Raw genomic sequence first — 19,877 nt, 5'->3', positions numbered from 1 at the left:
ATAAATAAAGCCTATGTTAGCAATAGCCCAGCTTTTGATACGTAAAAAGTAATAATTCTTACCCGGTAATTAATTTTTGGTGTCATTATCGTCGGTATTTATTACAGTTGTTCCTACTGCCGGTCCATTAGCGGTAGTTATAGTTTGAGCGTCTTTAGTCTTTGCGTTGTTTAATACATAGCCGCCAATTGTGCCCAGTAAAGCTGCGAGTGCATTTTCGGATATCACTTTAGCCAGGCCTAATATCAGCAGCGATAGTATAAGTATCAACACCGTTATGGTATTTAAAGCAAAGGCTAGCTTGTCTTTCGGGTTCATGACATTGCCGGGCACTCCGTTTGATTCTTTATTGCTTCTAAGGCCGTACCAGTACATCAGCAAGGCAGCTATTATAAAAAAGGGGATCCCTATTACAACGGCGTATTGGTTAATATTAAAGTTCTTTTTATTAAAGTCGTCCTTTAATTTCTCCTGATTAGCAGGTAATTCTTTTTTCCGGGCCTCTAAAGTGGTAATTCGTTTTAAAAGTAACGTATCTAAAGCGGTAAGGATATTTTTAAGTTCTGATTTAGAATTTAAGAATGAAGCAGTGGCATCTTTCATACTTGGGAACACGTGGGTAAACCTGTTAGCCGAATCGGTTCTGTTTACCTGCAATGTTGCTGCAAATCCTGTTTTGGGATAAAAATTTGCCGGGGATAGTATATATGTATTATTTCTATTGTAAAAATAGTCGGTACTAAACCCAAGCGCATCAATCATATTGATATATTCTTGAATATACTGCTGCCTTTTATTATCAATTTGCAAGCTAAATGATTTGTTTAATTTTTTAACATACGACCCCGTATTGTCGGGATTGTTTTCATAATAAGTTTCAATAGCATTTATAATTTTATTGGGTTGAAGTTTTGCTGCTACCGTGCGGTAAGGTGTATCTAACTTGGTATCGTTTAGTATTTTAATATTTAATACAATATCCTTTTCAAAGGATGGGAGTATATCTAACTGAAAATTTATATCCTCCGCCTCATTATTCAGCCTGTCGATATTATTTTTAATTACATTGATGTTTTCGGGATTCCAGGGCTCATATTCTTCTGATGTGGAAGAATTGAACCAACGTGTTATAGCCGGTATTTGTGGAACAAACGACACAAATATTAACAATGTTAAAACTGCTATAACAATTGTTTGCAACTTACTGAGCGAGTTAAAGAAATCTTTTAACATGATAATTGTGATTTAAGTTTAGGTATGTAAATATCTGATAATCAACAACTGTATGCAAGGGTGAATACACCTGTTTTGAAATGTATGAAAACACGCCATTGATATTTAGCCTCATAATAAAACTATTTATTGAAACTGTATGTACCAATGTTTGTTACCTAAGTATTACAAGCTAATATTTATGATGAAAAGAACATTTTATATCGCCCTTACATTAATTGCCTTTGTTTTTACACAAGCTTGTAATAATCGCAAAGCCAAAAACTACAATAAAATAAGCCAGGCGAACGAGGAGGGTATCTCATTTGTGAAAAATGCCCTTGAATCCGGCGCGGCGGAAATAAAGGTGTCTCAGTTGGCTTTAACCAACTCTAAAAACACGGAAGTGGTTGAGTTTGCAAAAATGTTAATTGCCGACCATACTAACGCGGATGCCGAATTGAAGAAGATAGCCGGCAGCAAAGTCCCACCTGATACGCTAAGCGCCGCCCACCAGCAACTGTTGGGGAGTTTATCGAAAAAAACGGGAAAGGAGTTTGATAAAGAATACATGCAGGCAATGGTAAACGACCATGAAAATGCTATCCTTGTTTTTAAAAAGGGTAAAGATAATACCGATGAGAAGCTGAAAAGCTATGCCGACAAAACGTTGCCTACGCTACAAGATCATCTTAAAAAAGCGAATGCGATTTGCCTCGACTTAAAATAGTTTTAATTGCTGCTGAACCGGCGGTTTAGCTTTGCCAAAAACTGTACGCCCGCCGTATTTCCACGATTCATTTCTCTCCCTCTCTATCACCTTGTCAAAGTTAGCATTAGGGGTAAAATCTTTTTCAGCGGCTTGGGCTATGTTGGTTAAACGTTTAATGGCCTCGCTTTTTTCACTGTTGCCCAGTTTGGCTTTGTGGATGGCTGTTTGCAACACACCTGTGGTTTCGTCATAAACTTTGGTAGGTACGGGGAAGGGATGGCCATCCTTACCCCCGTGTGCAAAAGAAAACCTTGCCGGGTCTTTAAACCTTGATGGTGTACCGTGTATCACCTCGCTTACTAAAGCTAACGACTGCAATGTGCGCGGGCCAAGACCCTGCAGCAATAACAGATCTTCAAAATCCTTTGGCTGCTTTTCGTGCGCCAGCCACAACACAGCGCCCAGGCGTTTCAGGTCAACATCCTTAGCCATTACCTCGTGATGGTTTGGCATGACCAGCCTGCTTATTTCTTTTAACATGCGGTCGGGCTGCTCGGTGGCTATCTGCATTACCCCGTTGCGCGAACCATCGGCCAGTTTATCGGCCATATTTAATATCAGCCCATAATTATGTCCGTGAATAGCCGTATGTGGGTCTTCTACAAAGGATGTAAGCTGTTCCGAATGCCAGTGATAGCGGCGTGCGGTTCGGCTTTTGTCGCTCATACCTTGCTGTACAACAGCCCATTTGCCGGTATCGCTTAAAATAAAATTGTGGGTATAAAGCTGAAAGCCATCCTGTATGGCGGTATTGTCGACCTTGGCGCTAAGCTTGCTGCATTTTACCAGGTAGTTGCCATCAAGACCGGTGGAGTTGCAAACGTTCAACAGCTCCTGCGGTGTTTTGGTAGAGTGCTTGCCCTTGCCGCCGCAAATATATATCCCAAGGTGGCGGCTGTGTGGGTTAATGGCACGTTTTAACGCACCCATCACCGAAGTGGTGATACCTGACGAATGCCAGTCCATACCCATTACAGCGCCCAAACTCTGAAACCAGAACGGGTCGCTCAGGCGGCGCAAAACTTCATCCTTACCGTAATCCATTACAATGGTTTCCATTACGGCCAGGCCCAGCTTGGCCATGCGTTCGGCAAGCCAAACGGGTACATAGCCATAGTGCAAAGGCAGATCAGCACTTCCTGAACGCTTCATGCTAACAAAGTTAGCAAAAAATTTAGATTTATTCTTTACCTGTCACCCTTCACTCGCGTTCTGCATGACAGGTTTTTACTTACACCTCAAACGCAACCTTCACATCAGTCCAAAACTCATCCAGCGCAATAATGCGGGGCTTGAAGAACGAGATCAGCTTTGGCCAGTCTTCCTTTTGAAATATGCTGACAGGGGAGATGCTGGTATAAACACGACTGATAGTTTTACCATATTCGTCCGTTGTGTGCAGCTGCCATTCCCAGTCTTCGTTTAAGTTGCTGTGCAGCAGAGTTTTATAAGCGGTAAACTGTTCAAAAAAAAGCTGCTGTAATTCTTTATCAGGATGGGTGATATCGATGGAAATACTTGCCGTTTTATTATCGGCCTGCATGCGGAAGTAGATGTGCTTAACGCCCGTTTTATAGTTTATCCAGTTGGTACGCAAGCCTTCGGCAGAAAGCACCGGCACCATATACTGCCCAAACGCTGTCCAGAATGCTTGTTTTAACTGCGATGCCTGATCTTTAGAGTACATGAAGGTAACAAAAATGACAAATAAATAGTTCTAAACAGCAAGATAGCCACTCGCTTCGATCGTCATTGCGCGGAGCCTAGCGACAAAACAATCTCTTTAAGCAATTCGTTTGTGCAAGGTGTACAACTGTTCAAAAGAGATTGCTTCGTTCCTCGCAATGACGCGGTAAAGGATCAGTTATTAATATCAAATTTCAAACTTATCTTCTCGTCCATCGAATTACTTCCCAATATCAGCTTATATTCTCCCGGGTAAAGCTTCCATTTGTTTGTGCCTAAATCCCATTTCTGCAACTCTTTCACCGGTATACGAATGGTTGCGGCTTGTTGCCCGCCTGTGGACACGCTTACACGCTTAAATCCTTTTAATTCTTTCAGTGGCATCCTATCCACCTGCGGATATTGGATATAAGCCTGCACAACCTCGTCGCCGTTAAATTCGCCGGTATTTTTAATGTTCAAGCTAACACTGATGGTATCAGTAGGTTTGTATTTGGTTTTGAAGTTACTATCGACAGTATAAGCAAATGTGGTGTAACTCATGCCAAAACCAAAAGGGTATTGCACCGGGCCGTCGTAATAACGATAGGTGCGGCCTTTCATGTTGTAGTCCTTATAATCGGGCAGGTTGCTCAGCGATTTATAAAAAGTGACCGGCAAATGCCCCGACGGCGATACATCGCCGAATAAAATATCTGCCAGCGCATTGCCGCCTTGTTCGCCGGGGTACCAGGCCAGTATAACGGCATCGGCATAAGGAGCGATGGCCGCAACATCCACATCACTGCCTGCTGTTATCACTGCAATAATGGGCTTTTTAACATCCCTTCGCAGACGTTTTAGGTATGCAATATGGCTTGCGGGCAAACTAATATCCAGCTTATCGCCACCGCCTGGCGCCAGGAAAGCGTCGCCTTCTTCGCCCTCGTTAACCGGCGAAAGGCCAAGTACCGCAATGGTAACATCGGCATTGCCTGCGGCCCAAACACCGCCAAAATGGGTAGTATCGCGGTTATCTGCGCCAAGGTCATACTCAACCCGCGCGGCAGGGCCAACAGCCGCAGTTATGCCCTCAACAAAGTTGATAACCTTGCCGGTGCCATGATAATTGCCTATCAGCGCGTCGTACGACGTAGCATTGGGCCCCGCAACCATGTAGCTGCTGTATTTACTTCGGCTGAGCGGTAGTATATGATTATCGTTCTTTAAAAGTACCATACTTTGCTGTGCAACCTTGCGGGCAAGAGCCACATGCCGGGTATTATGCACGCTATCGGCACCGTAACCGTGGTAAGGATTAAGCGATGCATCGTCGTAAAAACCAAGTTTGAACTGGGTACGCAACGTTGCCGATAAGGCCTTATCCACATCGCTTGCTTTTAATAAGCCGCGTTTAACCGCCCGCATTACATCGTTTTGCAATAGGGTAGAGCAATCCAGGTCAACGCCGGCTTTAATAGCCTCTGCAGCTACTATTACCTGGTCGGGCTGCGTTTTATGGCGCAGGTAAATATCATCCAAAGCGCCGCAATCGGTAACTACATGGCCTTTGAATTTCCATTCGTTCATCAAAATATCTTTTAATAAAGTATTGCTTGTGCAGCAAGGCTCATCGTTTACCCGGTTGTAAGCGCACATAATGCTTTCCACGCCGCCATCTACCAGGTACTTAAACGAATACAGGTAAGTTTCGCGAAGGTCTTTTTCATCAATGATGGCGTTAAACTCATGCCTGCCTGCTTCGGGGCCGCTATGTACGGCGTAATGCTTGGCCGTGGCGCTGGCTTTTAGGTAATGCGGGTCGTTGCCCTGCAAGCCGGTTACAAAAGCCCTGCCCATGCGCGAGGTAAGGAACGGATCCTCGCCGTAAGTTTCCTGCCCGCGGCCCCAGCGTGGGTCGCGGAAGATGTTGATGTTAGGCGTCCAGAAGGTAAGACCCATATATTGCAGCCGCCTGCCCATGTTGGTAGAAAGATTGTACTTTGCCCTTGCTTCGGTGGATATAACGGTTGATACCTGTTTCAGCAGGTCATCGTTAAAGGTTGCCGCCATACCAATAGCCTGTGGGAAAATGGTTGCCTCGCCAGCTCTTGCCACGCCGTGTAGCGCCTCGTTCCACCAGTTATAAGCAGGGATTCCAAGCCGGGGCACTGCTTTACTTTGATAGCCTAACAGGGCTATTTTTTCCTCTAATGTCAGGCGTGATACAAGGTCTTTTACACGGGTGTCTAATGGTTGCTTACTGTCTTTATAGATCATTTTTTGCTGCGCGATAACTGCTATCGGCATTAAAAATGAAAGCAGCAGGTAACAGAAACGAGTTTTCATACAGGCGGGATAATGGGAATGCTAACTTAAAAGAAATAGGCCGCTCTGCCAATTATTTTGTGTGTAAATGTTAGCTTTGAGCTTGCACCTATTGCTTCATCAACCAATGAACATGAAATACCTAACGCTGCTTTTACTCCTTTTCAGCTCACTAACCTTTGCCCAACCGGCACCAAAACCTTATGGCCCGCTGCCCACACAGGGCCAGCTTAACTGGCAGGAAACCGGCATGTATTGTATTATACACTGGGGTGTAGATACCTATACCGACAAAGAGTGGGGCTATGGCGACGAAAGCCCGGACCTGATCAATCCATCAAATTTTAGTGCTATGCAAATTGTGGGCGCCGCAAAAGCCGGCGGTTTTAAGGGTATTGTAGTGGTGGCCAAGCACCATGATGGCTTTTGCCTGTGGCCAACAAAAACAACCGAACATAACATCAGTAAAAGCCCGTACAAAAATGGCAAAGGCGATATTTTGCGCGAATACCGCGAGGCATGCGATAAACTGGGTATGAAGATGGGTGTTTACTGCTCGCCGTGGGACAGGAACAGCGCCTTGTACGGTAAGCCTGAGTATGTTACGCAGATCTATCGCGAGCAGCTAAAAGAGCTTTATAGCAATTACGGCCCGCTTTTTATATCGTGGCATGATGGCGCCAACGGCGGCGACGGCTATTATGGCGGAGCGCGAGAGGAACGAAAAATAGATCGCTCCGTTTACTACGGCTGGGACGAAACTTGGGGAATTACCCGCAAAATGCAGCCCAACGCAGTAATATTTGGCGATGTAGGCCCTGATGTGCGCTGGGTAGGTAACGAGCGCGGCCAGGCCGGCGAAACCAGCTGGGCCACCTATACACCCCATGCCCCTGATGCGGGTAAAAAGCCAGGCAACGGGTATGTGAAAGACTATGAAGGAACAGAAGGTCACCGCGACGGAAAGTACTGGATGCCGGCCGAATGTGATGTGTCTTTGCGGCCGGGATGGTTTTACCACCAGCGGCAGGATGATTCTGTGAAAACACCCCAGGTGCTTTTAAAGCTTTATTACCAAAGCGTAGGCCGCGGCGCGGCGCTTGATCTGGGATTATCGCCCGACAGGACAGGTCAGTTAAGTGCTAATGATGTTGCCTCATTGAAAGCTTTTGGAGATATCTTAAAACGCACGTTCGCGGTTAACCTTGCTAAAGGTGCAACGCTTACTGCAAGCAACACCAGAGGGCATAACCAAGCGAAATTTGGCCCTGCAAACCTGTTAGATGCCGATAGATATACTTATTGGTCTACAGACGATAAGGTGCATACACCTCAACTGATACTTGATCTTCATCAATCCAAAACATTTAACGTGATACGCCTGCGCGAGAACATAAAGCTTGGCCAGCGGATAGAAGAAGTAGCCGTAGATACCTGGCAGAACGGCCGGTGGAAAGAGGTAGCAAAAGCCACCAGTATTGGCGGCAACAGGCTTATAAAACTGGATAACGATATTACCACAAGCAAAGTGCGGCTGCGCATTATCAAGTCGCCGGCTTGTATTGCGCTGAGCGATTTCGGGCTTTACAAAGAGGCCAAATTTAACGACGTATCACCCCTAATGGATAATAAAACGGCACACAAATTTTGAGATGAATTTTAGAAAATTCTTGAATTTTTTCGGGGTTTTTTCGGTGCTTTTTGCAAATGTTTCTGCGCAGAACAAGGCGCTTTTTGATGCCGGCGAAGAACCCAGGCTAATCTCGCGGCAATTTGTTTTTACGGAAGGGCCGGCGGTGAATAAGCTGGGTGATATCTTTTTTACCGATCAGCCGAATAACCGTATCTGGAAGTACGGTAACGATGGCAAGCTCTCCGTTTTTATGGAGAATGCCGGGCGGCCGAACGGCATGTATTTTGACCGTAAAGGTAACCTCATAGTATGCGCCGATGAGCATAACCGGCTTTGGAAAATAAGCCCGGAAGGAAAGGTTAAGGTACTGCTAAAAGATCTTAACGGAAAATTGCTTAATGGCCCCAACGACCTGTGGGTAGACAAAAAAGGCGGCATCTATTTTACTGATCCATATTATCAGCGCGATTACTGGACCCGCACCAAAACCCAACTTGAGGGGGAAAAGGTTTATTATCTGGATAACAGCGTGTTGCAGCCTGTCATTGCAGATGAAACTTTAAAAAAGCCAAACGGTATTGTGGGTACGCCGGACGGTAACTACCTGTATGTTGCCGATATTGGCGATGGTAAAATATACAAGTTCAATATTGATACCGACGGCACTTTAGACGACCGCCAGGTATTTGCAGAGCAAACTGCCGACGGTTTAACCCTTGATGAGCAGGGTAACCTGTACGCGGCAGGTAATGGTATAACCATTTACAACCCCAAGGGGCAAAAGCTTGCCCATATAGCTGTTCCCGAACCATGGACTGCCAATGTTTGTTTTGGAGGCAAGGACAGGCGCACGTTGTTTATAACGGCATCAAAGGCTGTTTATGTGATGAGGATGAATGTAAGAGGGGTAGAATAATAACTTGTAAAAACCGTCATTGCGAGGTACGAAGCAATCTCCCTTGAAGCATATCGGTTATGAAAAGTTTTGAGATTGCTTCGTACCTCGCAATGACGGGCGGGTGAGATTCACCAGACAACGTTTATTAACCCCGTCAATGTTTTCTTTGTGCTTTTTCCCAAACGGAGCTTTGCTGCGTGGTAAAGTAGCGGATAATACCTGCTATTACCGCGTAGTTCATTACGCAAAAGTAGTAAGGGATAAAAAGCACTTTGATGCGGATGTGGCGCTCCTCCATAATATAGCCGAAGATGGCCAGGCAATAAAACAATGCCTGCCCGGCAAAAAGCACTTCGTATACAAAGCCCTTCCCTGCAAATGCTACGGCAAAATTGGTAATGAACGCCACTATCAAAAAGAAGGGGGTCACCGTCCACCGCAGCACACGGTGACTTACGTATTGGAACGACAGCACCGGATATTTAAAAGAAAACAAGAGGTTTTTTAAACGTAATATAGATTGCATGCCCCCCGCTGCAATACGGATCTTGCGCTTCAGCTCTTCCGATACATTTTCAGATGCGGTTTCCAGCGCGTAAGCTTCGGGTTCGTAAATAATGCGGTAACCTTTGGCTGCAATCAGCATCGATATCATAAAATCGTCGAGCACTGTATCCGAGGGGACATCCTGGTACAGATCACGCCTCACGCTAAACAATTCGCCTGCCGCGCCCACTACCGAGTAAAGCTCCGAATCCCACTTTTTAAGCGCCGACTCGTACTTCCAGTAAAAGCCTTCTCCGGCTGCGCTGGCATCGGCGCTGGCATCTATCTGCACCCGCTTTTCGCCGGCAACGGCGCCCACTGTTTTATCGCTGTAGTGGCGGCAAATGCGGGTAATGGCTTCTGGGTTAAGAAAAGTGTTGGCGTCGGTAAAAACCACCACTTCCGTTTCCACGTACTCCATTGCCCGGTGTATGGCGGCAATTTTACCGGCACGCCCGGGGCGGTGCAGCAGTTGTATCTGCGGGTGCAGGCCAATTATTTCGGCCGTCCTGTCTGTCGAGCCATCGGTTACAAATACAAATTTAAGTTTGCCTGCCGGGTAATTCAGCTGCAGGCTGTTGGCAATTTTTTGCGCTATAAAGTGCTCTTCGTTATAGGCGGCAACAACCAGGGTACAGGTAGGCAGGCCATCATCTGCGACAGCCGGTATAACAGGTTTACCTTTAACAGCCCGTTTGATTTTTATGATAAAATACAGCAAGAACCCGTAACCGACAAAGGTGTAAAAGGCAACGAATAAACTTATCCAGAAGGTAAGTATCATGAAACTTTATTTATAGTGAAGCCTAATTCGGTACTATGCTTACTATGGGTAATATTCCACCAGATAGCGCGGAAAAGTATGCTGATGAAATCGTACTTTTTTTCCTTAATGTAGTTTACAATGTTGCGCGGCACAACAAGTAAAACAAAGTAAAAATAAAATACAAGGGCTTTAAAGGCAGGCGCGTTATGGCGGATGAAAAGGATGCGGTTGCGGTTCATAAAGTACTCTTTAAAAGCGCTGTTCTTGCCCACCGTCATTGATTCTTTGTGGTAAATAACGGCGTCGCCGCGCACCCAGGCCTGGTAGCCAGATCTGTTAATGCGTTCGCCCCAGTCTACTTCCTCGTAATAAATAAAGAAGTTATCGGCCATTAAGCCGGCCTTTTCGCAGGTTTCTTTTTTAACCATCATAGCACCGCCATGGCAGTAACCTGTTTGCCCCAGCAGGTTATCATACTGCCCTATGTCCTTCTCGTTTTTACCGACAGCGCGGTTGCGGCAGGTGTAGTAATCAACCTGGGTAAAGCCTACATACTGTATAATGCTTCTGTCGAAATCATAAACAAGTTTGGGCGATATAATGCCTACCTGTGGGTGTGTGTCTAAAATATCTACCAGTTTCTGAACCAGGCCGGGCGTAAATTCGGTATCGTTATTCACCAGGAAATAGTAATCGCCGGTAGCCTGTGCAATACCAATATTGTTGCCGCCAGAGAAACCTAAATTAAGTTCAGACCGTATAAACTTAACATCGGGGTATTTAACAGTCCATAATGGGATAGGGTTAACAGTACTGCCATTATCTACAACAATCACCTCAAGGTTCTGATAGGTGTTGGTTTGGGCAATTGATACTAAAAGCTCTTCTGTAACTTTGTCCTGGTTGAAATTTATGGTGACAACAGATACTTTTTTCATGCAGTATTTTTTAATGCCCTAATATTAGCAAAAGTTCAGTAAAAAAATTATTAAATTGAAGGATAAACCAGTTTTTAACGAAGCCGCATTAATTGACCAGAAAGCTGATGAGTTGGTGGCTTTGCTTCAAAAAGGTAGTGTTGATGCTAAACAAGCTAAAGCCATACAGCAAAAAATAAATAATGCTATTGATGAGGCATCCTTGCCAAAAACCATTGAGGCCTTCAAAGAGCTGGATACCGACCGCGATAGGGTTGACCTGCTTAACGACCTGGAAATGTTGCTGTCGCAGCACCAGTTAGATACCGATGTTTCAAAAAAATACCTCACTCACGAAAGGGTAAAAAAGTTTGTTATCATCATTATAGGCATCGTAATGATAACCCTGGGTATGGCCATGATCATAATGCCTGCGCCACCCTATTTTGAAATGTTTACGGTTTTTTATTTTAACGATAACGATGGGGTAACCCTAATGGACCTGATAGCATTGCTTATTGTGTTTACAGGCGTATATTTGTTTTTAAGCGCTTTATTAAAAAAACGCACCGCATGACCTTAATATGCCCGTATTAAAAAAAATTCTGTTGGTTGACGATAACCCGATTGTTTTAGAGATGATGGGCAGGGCTTTGAGCAAAGAAGGTTTTTACTGCATGAAAGCCATTTCGGCAAATGCGGCGATGGATATGCTTAAACAAGAGCGGCCGGACATTATCCTGTCAGATTATCACATGCCCGATATGGATGGTTTTATGTTCAGGCAAAAGCTGATAGCCATGCCAGCGTATAAGGATATCCCTTTTATGTTCCTTACATCAGAGGTTGATAACGATCTGATGCTGGAAGGTATTAACCTGGAGGCAGTAGATTATATTTTGAAGGATACCCCGCTGCCGGTGGTGGTATCAAAAATAAACAACTTTTTAAATAGCGTGCGGGAGGAACATGAACGCACGCTGAAAGAGCTAAGCGTTGCGGCCATGGCGTTAAACCTGCATTCGGTGCCGCAAACGCTGCCGGCTGTAAACGGTTTCGAAATAGATTTTTGGCATACATCTTTTCAGAACTACCCCGGTGGCGATTTTATTGATTTTATTACAATTGACGAGCGGCACACCTTTGTGGTTTTAGGCGATGTAATGGGGAAAAAGTGGGGCGCATGGTACTTTTCGTTCGGCTTTTTAAGTTATATACGTGCCGCAGTGCGGATCTGCATATCCGAGGGCAATTTCTCTACAAAAAGTATCCTGCAGAAAATTAACGCGGTGGTGTATCACGATCCGGTGGTGAACGATGTACTGTCGAGCTTGTCGCTTATTATGATAGACACCGCTGCCTCGGCCATAACCTACTCGGGCGCGGGCGACCTGCCCTTGCTTTATTATAACCACGCCGATGGCAGCTTGACGCAGATACGGTCGGGCGGGATGTTGCTTGGCCTGATGCCCGATGGTGATTTTGACGAGGTGACGCTAAAACTTACCAACGGCGACAGATTGTTTGCGTTTACAGATGGTATAATTGATTTTGAGACGGAAAAAGGAAAAAAAACCGATTACGAAACCTTTACTACGGCCGTAACACCCTTCCTGACCCAGCCTTTCGCCAGTTTTAAACAAAGCGGGTTTTTAAAAGAAAAGGCGACTGCACATATAGATGATTGCAGCTTAATTTATTTACAAAAAACAAGTTCATGATATTAACAACCAACACGCAAAACAATGCTTTGATAGCTGATATACAGGTAAAGGAAGCAAACCTTACCGTATCTGACAGTTTTAAAGAGGAGATGACAAAGCTGATTGACCACGGAAACAAGTACATTATTGTAAATTTTGAACAGGTGATATATGTAGACAGTTCGTTTCTGGGTGCGCTGGTTTCATCGCTTAAATATGCCATAGCCAACAAGGCAGAAATAGTGGTGGCCGGGTTGAATAAAGACGTAGCGGGTTTATTTCAGTTGATCAGGCTTGATAAGGCATTTATGGTATATGGTTCGGTAGCAGATGCCGCTGAGCGTAAAAGCTAATGTTATGCACAATGCCAGCTTAAAAAAGTTTGCGTTCAATAACCTTGCCGAGAGCCTTTATCCATCGATGATCGATATCATCGACCATATTACCAACACAGGTAAGGTAAGCGATAGTACGGTATCTAAATTAAAGTTAGTGTTGGTTGAAATGCTTACCAACTCCTTAAAGCATTCGGGCGGGGGCGAAACTATTATTGAAGTTGCTGTAACCGGCGCGCAGATAGCCATTAAAAAAATTGATACCGGTAACGGGCTTACCATTAGCAGTAACCAAAATTTGATGGTATGGCCCTTGCCGGGCAAGCATTACGGCAATAAGGTAATTACGGTTTATACCGATGCCAGTGCCATTTTGAACGCCAGGTTAACAAACAATTGCAGGCTTCAGTTTTTTATAGAAGAGGTAACGGAAACAGGTCCGCTTGATATTAATACCCTGACAGAACATTTTGGGTTGATGATAATTACCCGTGCATGCGATACATTTACTTATGAATTTGATATTGATACGTGCACAAATAACTTTACCGCGATAATAAATAAGATGTAAAGCAGCGTATGCAAAGCCATAAACAAGCCACTGCGGATAACAAAAGTCCGGTCTATTTTTCAAATTTAGATAGCGTAAGGGCAATAGCGGCCTTGATGGTTGTGGTATCGCATATCGAATATCATAAAACCGAATATGGGTTGCAGCAACTGGCAATCAGCCTGCAAAACTTTGGTAAAATAGGTGTAACTATATTTTTTGCGCTCAGTGGTTTTTTGATCACCTACCTGCTGCTGGTCGAAAAGAAGAAATATCAAACCGTAAGCCTCAAAGATTTTTACATACGCCGCATCCTTCGTATTTGGCCGCTGTATTTTTTGGTGGTTATAATAGGTTTCTTTGTATACCCGGCTAAAGGCTCGTCTACCGCGCTATGGCTAAGCGTGTTTTTTTTGCCCAACCTTGCCTTTTGCCTAAAAATGCTTCCTTCCATATTCGACCCGATATGGTCTATCGGCACCGAAGAACAATTTTATATTTTTCATCCCCACATTTTTAAAATAAAGAAGCCCGAGAATATTTTTAACGCACTTATCATCATAACAGGCATGTTGATAATCATCAATATCGCGGTGCGCAATTTCCCGGTAAGCACGCCGTTCACAAAAAATTTAGGGCTTTTTTTATATTATGCCCGGTTTGATAATATGATGATCGGGGCAATTGTAGCTACGCTTTATTACAATACCAAACATCGCGCGTTTACATTCAGGTTTCAGAAGCTCTTCGACTGGTTTTTTACCCGCGTTGCACAATGGTTGTCGATTACGGCTTTTGTAATATTTATTTACTTTTATTTAAAGCACGAAATACCACAGGGCGATATGATTATGGCACTGTTGGCAGCCCTGCTTATTGTAAATTTATGTGAGCCTGCCACAAGTATTTTTAATTTGAAGAGCAGGCCTTTACAGTACATGGGCAAAATATCTTACGGAATATACCTGCTGCACAAATATCCCCTGTTCATGGTGTTTTACCTGGTAAAAACGTATATGAACGGCACCGGTCTGTTGGTGCAAAATATCGTAATTTATGTTGTAACCGTAGTTGCGGTAGTTGCGCTGGCTACTTTATCATATTATGGGTACGAACGTTATTTCCTTCGTATAAAAGCCCGGTTTCAGAAGGTAGCATCACACAGTTGATTTGGTGCGCGGGCTTAAACGAATACAATCAGCCATTTGCCCGGTTTAAACGCACGAATACAATGATAACAGTTTAAATAAGTCTGTTTGCAAATGGTACAAAAACCTTCCCTGGGTTTTATAAAGGCGTTGTTATAAAACGAAGGGGAATTTGTTTAATAACTGCATGTGCGTAACTTCGGCGTGTGCCGGTATAGCTAATCAGCAAGCACTGCTAATCTTCCATCACCTAACAGGAAAAACTAATGAATACATTTTTAAGAAAACTTACTTTAACATTAACAGTAAGCTTAGGGTTACTCACCGCAACTTTGGCGCAAACAGCTAAAGAATGGAAGGTTTATTCGCCAGATCGTTCCCTTCAAATAAACCTTGAATTAAATAACGGCTGTTTGAGCTATTATGTGCAAAATAACGGCGCCGATATCATCCGTCGTTCAAAACTGGGAATTGAAAGCTCTACTGATAAATTTACCGGCGAACTGAGTTTTGTGAACGAGCTTACCCGTAAAATTAACGAAATATATACCCTGCCTGCGGGGAAAACCGGGGTATATCGCGCAAACGCTAACCAGGCGAGCATCACCTTTGCAAACGGGCAACAAAGCCAGGTAACTATTGATTTGCGCGCCTATAATGATGGTGTGGCCTTCAGGTATCGTTTCCCCGATTCAGCTAAAACCTATACGCTGGTAAAAGAACTTACAGAATTCGCCGTGCCCGAAGCCTCTGCATGGATGCAGCCCTATGGCCACGACCCCGCCTACGAAAATGTATTTAAAAATGGCATAGCAGCCGGAACCGCTGCCAAAGATAGCAGTGGCTGGGCTTTTCCCGCCCTTTTTCATACCAAAGACCATTGGTTGTTTATAGCAGAAAGTAACATTACTGCGGATAACGCTGCCATGCACCTGCAGCAAAACTGCGATAACGGCGTGTATAAAATTGCGTTCCCGCTGGCAGGCGAAGGGTTGGGGCAGGGTAGCCCGTACCCGGTTGCAGTAACGCCTTTTGCAACCGCGTGGCGGCTTGTTATAGCCGGTAAAAATACGTCGGCTATAGTACAGTCAAACCTGGTTAATAATTTAGCGCAGCCAAATGCAATTGGCAGTGTATCGTGGGTTAAACCCGGCCGCTCGTCTTGGAGCTGGTGGAGCGACCATGCAAGCAGCCGTAACATTCCCACGATGAAACGTTTCATCGACCTGTCGGCTAAAATGAATTGGGAATATTCACTGGTAGATGCTAACTGGAATATACCCACTGAAGGCGGTACAATCGAGGATCTGGTTAAATACGCAAAGCAGAAGGATGTAAAACTAACCTTATGGTATAACTCTGGCGGGCCTCATAACAACGTTACAGAACAACCGCGCGATGTGATGTTTAACCCGGATACCCGGAAACTGGAGATGAAAAAACTTCACGATTGGGGAGTCAAAGCCATTAAAGTTGATTTTTTTCAAAGCGATAAACAGGATGTTATGAAGCTGTACCTGGATATTTTAAAGGATGCTGCCCAGCAGCAGATCATGGTGATATTTCATGGAAGTACCATGCCACGGGGCTGGGCACGCACATACCCCAATCTGCTATCAATGGAGTCGGTACGCGGGGCAGAGAACTATGGATGGGACCCCCGATTTGCCATGGATGCTGCTGAATTGAACACCATATACGTTTATACCCGCAACGTAGCCGGTTCTATGGATTATACGCCGGTAACGTTTTCGGATTATAAGTGTTGCCCCCATACTACCACCAACACCCACGAACTGGCTTTAAGCGTGGTATTCGAATCGGGTATGATGCATTTCGCCGACAGCGATTCATCGTACCTGAGCCAGGATGCGGCTGTAAAAAAGTTTTTAAGCGATGTGCCCAACGCCTGGGATGAAACCAGGTTGATACAGGGCGAGCCCGGTAAAGACGCAGTTATAGCAAGGCGTAAAGGCAAAAACTGGTATATTGCCGGTATTAATGGCGAAAATATTTCTAAAAACTACACCATAAACCTGCCGTTTTTAGACCACAAAAAAAGTTATCGGGGAACCTTATTTACTGATGGCAGTACCACACGCACCATCGTTCATAACGATGTGGTAAAGAAAAAAGACAACAAACTTATGGTTACCATGATGCCAAAAGGTGGGTTTGTGTTAGAACTAAAACCCTGATCTAAGTGATTTAAAGCCCGGCTCAAAAGCCGGTTTTTTTGTTTTGGCAGGTTGCCATTTGGCTATACACGGTAGGTGTTGCATCATCGATAAGCCCGTTGCCTGGCTATGCGCGCAGCAAATCCCGGGCTGACCTTTACGGCGCAGTATTAACTGGACTAAACCATTTATATTTATTGGACTATTTAGCTCGTTTGGAGAATTATAAAATTTGAACATGGCCCGCCGTACCTTTAAAATTATAATTTACAATTAAACCCATTACAATGTCCATTTCAAAAATTGTTTACCAGCGCGAACTTACGCTTAACGCGGATGAATTTATTGACGTATTAAACCGCAGCACCCTTGCCGAGCGCCGCCCTGTTGACGATGCCGAACGTATAAAGAATATGCTGCAAAACGCCAACCTGATAGTTACCGCACGGCTGGATGGCAAACTGATTGGTTTATCGCGCGCGTTAACTGATTTTGCTTTTTGCACTTACCTGTCGGATCTTGCCGTAGATCAGGCGTATCAGCGATCGGGGATTGGGGTTAGGTTAATAGCCGAAACCAAAAAGCATTCGCCAAAAGCCAAACTCATATTGCTTGCCGCGCCGGCCGCTGTAAATTATTACCCGAAAACCGGTATGACCAATTTTACACATTGCTTTCTGCTTGATGATGTAAACGACCTTATTATTAAAAACAAGTAATCAGGAATAATTGATCGCTTACCGGCAGGTGTTCACGTTCGGCGCACGTGAACACCGTGAACATTCATGAACGCCTGATTATCAGGAAGTTGATATTAATAGTGGCGCAACAGCGTCACCACGGCCAAAACTGGGTTCTACCCAAGTTAATGCCTTGTTTATCAGCGACTAATAAATGATATTAGCTATTTAAGGCCGCTGCACACCAACCCGCCGGTGCCAGGGCTGCCGATTTTAAGGCAAGCTCAGCCGGCCCCGCTATAAAAAATGCTGCGATCAGGCCAGCCCTGATATACATCACAAAATTTATTTTTAACTTGATCGCTAAACCTGAATTATAAATGAAAAAAATTATTGGGTTGCCCTTTGCGGCGGCCGTTTTTGTATTGCTATACGGCTGTAACCAAAAAAAGGACTACAGATCCTGGCCGCAATACAAAGGTTCAAATGAAAACATTCATTATTCTTCATTAACCGAGGTAGATACCACAAATGTTAGTAGGCTGCAGGTAGCGTGGACATACCACACCCGTGATGCCGACACCATAAACCATTCGCAGATACAGTGTAACCCCATTGTTATGGATGGGGTACTGTATGGCACCACGCCAAAAATGAAGTTGTTTGCTGTTGATGCCACCACCGGCCAGGAAAAATGGCAGTTTAACCCCTTCGATTCGTTGGCTAAGGACAAAAAGATGTTTTTTATCATGAACAATTCGCGCGGGGTGGCGTACTGGGCCAATGGTGAAGATAAACGGATATATTACAGCGCCGGGCCTTACCTTTATGCCATAAATGCCATAACCGGCAAAACCATCAGCAGCTTTGCCGATAAAGGCAAGCTTGACCTGCACGACGGCCTTGACCGCGACGTAAAGGACCTGTTTGTTACCGCAACCTCGCCGCCTATCATGTACCGTAATATTATGGTAATGGGCACGCGCGTAGACGAGGGCGCGCACGCGGCACCCGGTCACATCAGGGCCTTTGATGTGCTTACCGGTAAACAGGTATGGATATTCCACACCATCCCGCACCCCGGCGAACCGGGTTTCGAATCGTGGGAGGACAAGAACGCCTGGAAATACATCGGCGGTGCAAATGCATGGTCGGGCTTTAGCCTTGATGAAAAGCGAGGTATTGTTTATGGCTGCACAGGCTCGGCATCGTACGATTGGTATGGCGGAAAACGCCTGGGCAATAACCTGTACGCCGATTGCCTGCTGGCGCTTGATGTGAAAACAGGCAAGCTTAAATGGCACTTTCAGGATATTCATCACGATGTTTGGGACAGGGATATCCCAACCGCACCGGCATTGGTTACCATAAAAAAAGAGGGGAAAAATATTGACGCTGTTGCCGTTACCACCAAAACAGGTTTTATATTCACTTTCGACAGGGAAACGGGGAAACCCGTTTACGACATTGTAGAAAAACCGGTGCCAACCTTTACCGACCTGAAAGGCGAGAAGCTATCGCCAACACAGCCTTATCCAACCGCACCTGCCCCGTTTATGCGCCAGCTGGTAACCGAGCAGGAACTGAACCCTTACATGCCTGATAGCTCCCGAAAAGCGGTTTTGGCGGCCTTTAAAAGCTACCGTACCAATCATATGTTCAACGCGCCAACACTTGGTGGAATCGTGGAATTCCCGGGGCTTGATGGAGGCGGCGAATGGGGCGGCCCGTCTTACGACCCGGAAACAGGTATCCTGTACGTTAACGCAAACGAAATGGCCTGGGCCATAAGTATGCTCACCGTTGATACCAAAGGCGGGGCGGGCGAAACCAACCTGCTTGCCGGGCAAAGGCTCTATCGATCGTACTGCATGACCTGCCACGGATCAGACCGCAAAGGCGCGGGTACCGTTCCCTCGCTTATCAATATCAACAGAAAATATAATGCCTTGCAGTTTGATACGCTGATACAATCCGGGCGCAGGATGATGCCGGCTTTCAGGCAGCTTAAGCCCGCGGAGCGTAAAGCTATAGCTTCGTTTGTGCTCGATATCGGGAACGAGCAGCCTAAAAGCTTTATTGACGAATTTAGTAAAAACGACGAGTATTACCGCCTGCCGTACGCGATGGCAGGCTACAATAAATTTTTAAGCAAAGAGGGGTATCCCGGTATAAAACCACCCTGGGGCACCCTTAACGCTATTGACCTTAATACAGGTAAATTTGTTTGGAAAAGAGCTTTGGGGAACGATCCTGAATTTCCGCACGGAAAAGAAGATTCGGGTACCGAAAATTATGGTGCATCGGTTATAACCAAAGGCGGACTGCTGTTTATTGCGGCTACCAAAGATGGTAAGTTCCGCGCTTTCAATAAAAGAACCGGTAAGCTGCTTTGGCAGGTTACGCTGCCGGCGCCGGGTTACGCAACACCGTCGGTTTACGAAATTGATGGAAAGCAATATATTGTGATAGCCTGTGGCGGCGGTAAAATGAATACAAAGTCGGGCGATAGCTATGTGGCTTTCGCCCTGCCGTCAAAATGATCTG

General features: G+C 45.1%; 17 protein-coding genes. 11 read left to right on the top strand and 6 right to left on the bottom strand.

Annotated elements, in window-relative coordinates; translation table 11 throughout:
- Positions 1–69 precede the first annotated feature (69 nt).
- A complete protein-coding gene (locus tag HDC91_RS03770) occupies positions 70–1,233 on the bottom strand; it encodes a hypothetical protein (protein WP_183548574.1) in 1,164 nt (387 codons plus the stop codon).
- Between the two features lie 181 nt (positions 1,234–1,414).
- Here HDC91_RS03770 and HDC91_RS03765 point away from each other — a divergent pair, with 181 nt between their 5' ends.
- Complete coding sequence (locus HDC91_RS03765; protein ID WP_183548572.1) at positions 1,415–1,942, top strand: DUF4142 domain-containing protein; 528 nt, start codon at positions 1,415–1,417, stop codon at positions 1,940–1,942.
- Here the strand turns inward: HDC91_RS03765 and HDC91_RS03760 are convergent.
- The 3 genes from HDC91_RS03760 to HDC91_RS03750 form a co-directional block, all read right to left on the bottom strand.
- On the bottom strand, positions 1,934–3,136 hold the full coding sequence (locus HDC91_RS03760; RefSeq protein WP_183548570.1) for a DUF763 domain-containing protein: 1,203 nt from the start codon (positions 3,134–3,136) through the stop codon (positions 1,934–1,936). The two genes, HDC91_RS03765 and HDC91_RS03760, sit on opposite strands and share 9 nt — an antisense overlap.
- Before the next feature lie 79 nt (positions 3,137–3,215).
- Entirely contained in the window at positions 3,216–3,671 is a 456-nt protein-coding gene (locus tag HDC91_RS03755) for a DUF4268 domain-containing protein (protein WP_183548568.1), read from the bottom strand.
- A gap of 173 nt (positions 3,672–3,844) precedes the next feature.
- Entirely contained in the window at positions 3,845–5,998 is a 2,154-nt protein-coding gene (locus tag HDC91_RS03750) for a glycoside hydrolase family 3 N-terminal domain-containing protein (protein WP_183548566.1), read from the bottom strand.
- Between the two features lie 112 nt (positions 5,999–6,110).
- Between HDC91_RS03750 and HDC91_RS03745 the strand changes: the two genes are divergently transcribed.
- Positions 6,111–7,628 carry an alpha-L-fucosidase gene (locus HDC91_RS03745; RefSeq protein ID WP_183548564.1) on the top strand — a complete coding sequence of 506 codons (1,518 nt, stop codon included), beginning with the start codon at positions 6,111–6,113 and terminating at the stop codon, positions 7,626–7,628.
- Between the two features lies 1 nt (position 7,629).
- Positions 7,630–8,526, top strand: coding sequence for an SMP-30/gluconolactonase/LRE family protein (locus tag HDC91_RS03740; RefSeq protein WP_183548562.1), 897 nt, complete (start codon positions 7,630–7,632; stop codon positions 8,524–8,526).
- 136 nt (positions 8,527–8,662) lie between these two features.
- Here the strand turns inward: HDC91_RS03740 and HDC91_RS03735 are convergent, their stop codons facing one another.
- Together HDC91_RS03735 and HDC91_RS03730 are read right to left on the bottom strand one after the other, a co-directional pair.
- Entirely contained in the window at positions 8,663–9,838 is a 1,176-nt protein-coding gene (locus HDC91_RS03735) for a glycosyltransferase family 2 protein (RefSeq protein ID WP_183548560.1), read from the bottom strand.
- On the bottom strand, positions 9,835–10,758 hold the full coding sequence (locus HDC91_RS03730) for a glycosyltransferase family 2 protein (protein ID WP_183548558.1): 924 nt from the start codon (positions 10,756–10,758) through the stop codon (positions 9,835–9,837). Before HDC91_RS03730 ends, HDC91_RS03735 begins: the two co-directional genes overlap by 4 nt.
- 55 nt (positions 10,759–10,813) lie before the next feature.
- Here HDC91_RS03730 and HDC91_RS03725 point away from each other — a divergent pair, with 55 nt between their 5' ends.
- The 8 genes from HDC91_RS03725 to HDC91_RS03690 all read left to right on the top strand — a co-directional run bounded on the left by HDC91_RS03725 (position 10,814) and on the right by HDC91_RS03690 (position 19,873).
- Positions 10,814–11,314, top strand: a complete 501-nt coding sequence (locus tag HDC91_RS03725) for a hypothetical protein (RefSeq protein WP_183548556.1) — start codon at positions 10,814–10,816, stop codon at positions 11,312–11,314.
- Between the two features lie 7 nt (positions 11,315–11,321).
- On the top strand, positions 11,322–12,458 hold the full coding sequence (locus HDC91_RS03720; protein ID WP_183548554.1) for a SpoIIE family protein phosphatase: 1,137 nt from the start codon (positions 11,322–11,324) through the stop codon (positions 12,456–12,458).
- Complete coding sequence (locus HDC91_RS03715; RefSeq protein WP_183548552.1) at positions 12,455–12,793, top strand: STAS domain-containing protein; 339 nt, start codon at positions 12,455–12,457, stop codon at positions 12,791–12,793. The genes HDC91_RS03720 and HDC91_RS03715 overlap by 4 nt, the downstream gene beginning before the upstream one ends.
- 4 nt (positions 12,794–12,797) lie before the next feature.
- The gene (locus HDC91_RS03710; RefSeq protein ID WP_183548550.1) at positions 12,798–13,346 is read left to right on the top strand and encodes a HAMP domain-containing histidine kinase; all 549 of its coding nucleotides are present in this window, start codon (positions 12,798–12,800) and stop codon (positions 13,344–13,346) included.
- 8 nt (positions 13,347–13,354) lie between these two features.
- Positions 13,355–14,494, top strand: coding sequence for an acyltransferase (locus HDC91_RS03705; protein ID WP_183548548.1), 1,140 nt, complete (start codon positions 13,355–13,357; stop codon positions 14,492–14,494).
- Positions 14,495–14,739: 245 nt separating this feature from the next.
- Entirely contained in the window at positions 14,740–16,671 is a 1,932-nt protein-coding gene (locus tag HDC91_RS03700; protein WP_183548547.1) for a glycoside hydrolase family 97 protein, read from the top strand.
- A gap of 266 nt (positions 16,672–16,937) precedes the next feature.
- The gene (locus tag HDC91_RS03695; protein ID WP_183548546.1) at positions 16,938–17,369 is read left to right on the top strand and encodes a GNAT family N-acetyltransferase; all 432 of its coding nucleotides are present in this window, start codon (positions 16,938–16,940) and stop codon (positions 17,367–17,369) included.
- Between the two features lie 341 nt (positions 17,370–17,710).
- Positions 17,711–19,873: a PQQ-binding-like beta-propeller repeat protein gene (locus tag HDC91_RS03690; RefSeq protein WP_183548545.1), complete on the top strand. Its 2,163-nt coding sequence runs from the start codon at positions 17,711–17,713 to the stop codon at positions 19,871–19,873.
- Positions 19,874–19,877 lie beyond the last annotated feature (4 nt).

The sequence above is a fragment of the Mucilaginibacter sp. AK015 genome (genome assembly GCF_014200785.1).
In the GTDB taxonomy this organism is placed as follows: domain Bacteria; phylum Bacteroidota; class Bacteroidia; order Sphingobacteriales; family Sphingobacteriaceae; genus Mucilaginibacter.
This window is presented reverse-complemented; position numbering and strand designations above follow the sequence as displayed.

What these genes read in the sequence shown, in the direction of transcription:
- HDC91_RS03770 (WP_183548574.1), bottom strand. Translation starts at nt 1,233, where the DNA reads ATGTTAAAAGATTTCTTTAACTCGCTCAGTAAGTTGCAAACAATTGTT.
- HDC91_RS03765 (WP_183548572.1), top strand. Translation starts at nt 1,415, where the DNA reads ATGATGAAAAGAACATTTTATATCGCCCTTACATTAATTGCCTTTGTT.
- HDC91_RS03760 (WP_183548570.1), bottom strand. Translation starts at nt 3,136, where the DNA reads ATGAAGCGTTCAGGAAGTGCTGATCTGCCTTTGCACTATGGCTATGTA.
- HDC91_RS03755 (WP_183548568.1), bottom strand. Translation starts at nt 3,671, where the DNA reads ATGTACTCTAAAGATCAGGCATCGCAGTTAAAACAAGCATTCTGGACA.
- HDC91_RS03750 (WP_183548566.1), bottom strand. Translation starts at nt 5,998, where the DNA reads ATGAAAACTCGTTTCTGTTACCTGCTGCTTTCATTTTTAATGCCGATA.
- HDC91_RS03745 (WP_183548564.1), top strand. Translation starts at nt 6,111, where the DNA reads ATGAAATACCTAACGCTGCTTTTACTCCTTTTCAGCTCACTAACCTTT.
- HDC91_RS03740 (WP_183548562.1), top strand. Translation starts at nt 7,630, where the DNA reads ATGAATTTTAGAAAATTCTTGAATTTTTTCGGGGTTTTTTCGGTGCTT.
- HDC91_RS03735 (WP_183548560.1), bottom strand. Translation starts at nt 9,838, where the DNA reads ATGATACTTACCTTCTGGATAAGTTTATTCGTTGCCTTTTACACCTTT.
- HDC91_RS03730 (WP_183548558.1), bottom strand. Translation starts at nt 10,758, where the DNA reads ATGAAAAAAGTATCTGTTGTCACCATAAATTTCAACCAGGACAAAGTT.
- HDC91_RS03720 (WP_183548554.1), top strand. Translation starts at nt 11,322, where the DNA reads ATGCCCGTATTAAAAAAAATTCTGTTGGTTGACGATAACCCGATTGTT.
- HDC91_RS03715 (WP_183548552.1), top strand. Translation starts at nt 12,455, where the DNA reads ATGATATTAACAACCAACACGCAAAACAATGCTTTGATAGCTGATATA.
- HDC91_RS03710 (WP_183548550.1), top strand. Translation starts at nt 12,798, where the DNA reads ATGCACAATGCCAGCTTAAAAAAGTTTGCGTTCAATAACCTTGCCGAG.
- HDC91_RS03705 (WP_183548548.1), top strand. Translation starts at nt 13,355, where the DNA reads ATGCAAAGCCATAAACAAGCCACTGCGGATAACAAAAGTCCGGTCTAT.
- HDC91_RS03700 (WP_183548547.1), top strand. Translation starts at nt 14,740, where the DNA reads ATGAATACATTTTTAAGAAAACTTACTTTAACATTAACAGTAAGCTTA.
- HDC91_RS03695 (WP_183548546.1), top strand. Translation starts at nt 16,938, where the DNA reads ATGTCCATTTCAAAAATTGTTTACCAGCGCGAACTTACGCTTAACGCG.
- HDC91_RS03690 (WP_183548545.1), top strand. Translation starts at nt 17,711, where the DNA reads ATGAAAAAAATTATTGGGTTGCCCTTTGCGGCGGCCGTTTTTGTATTG.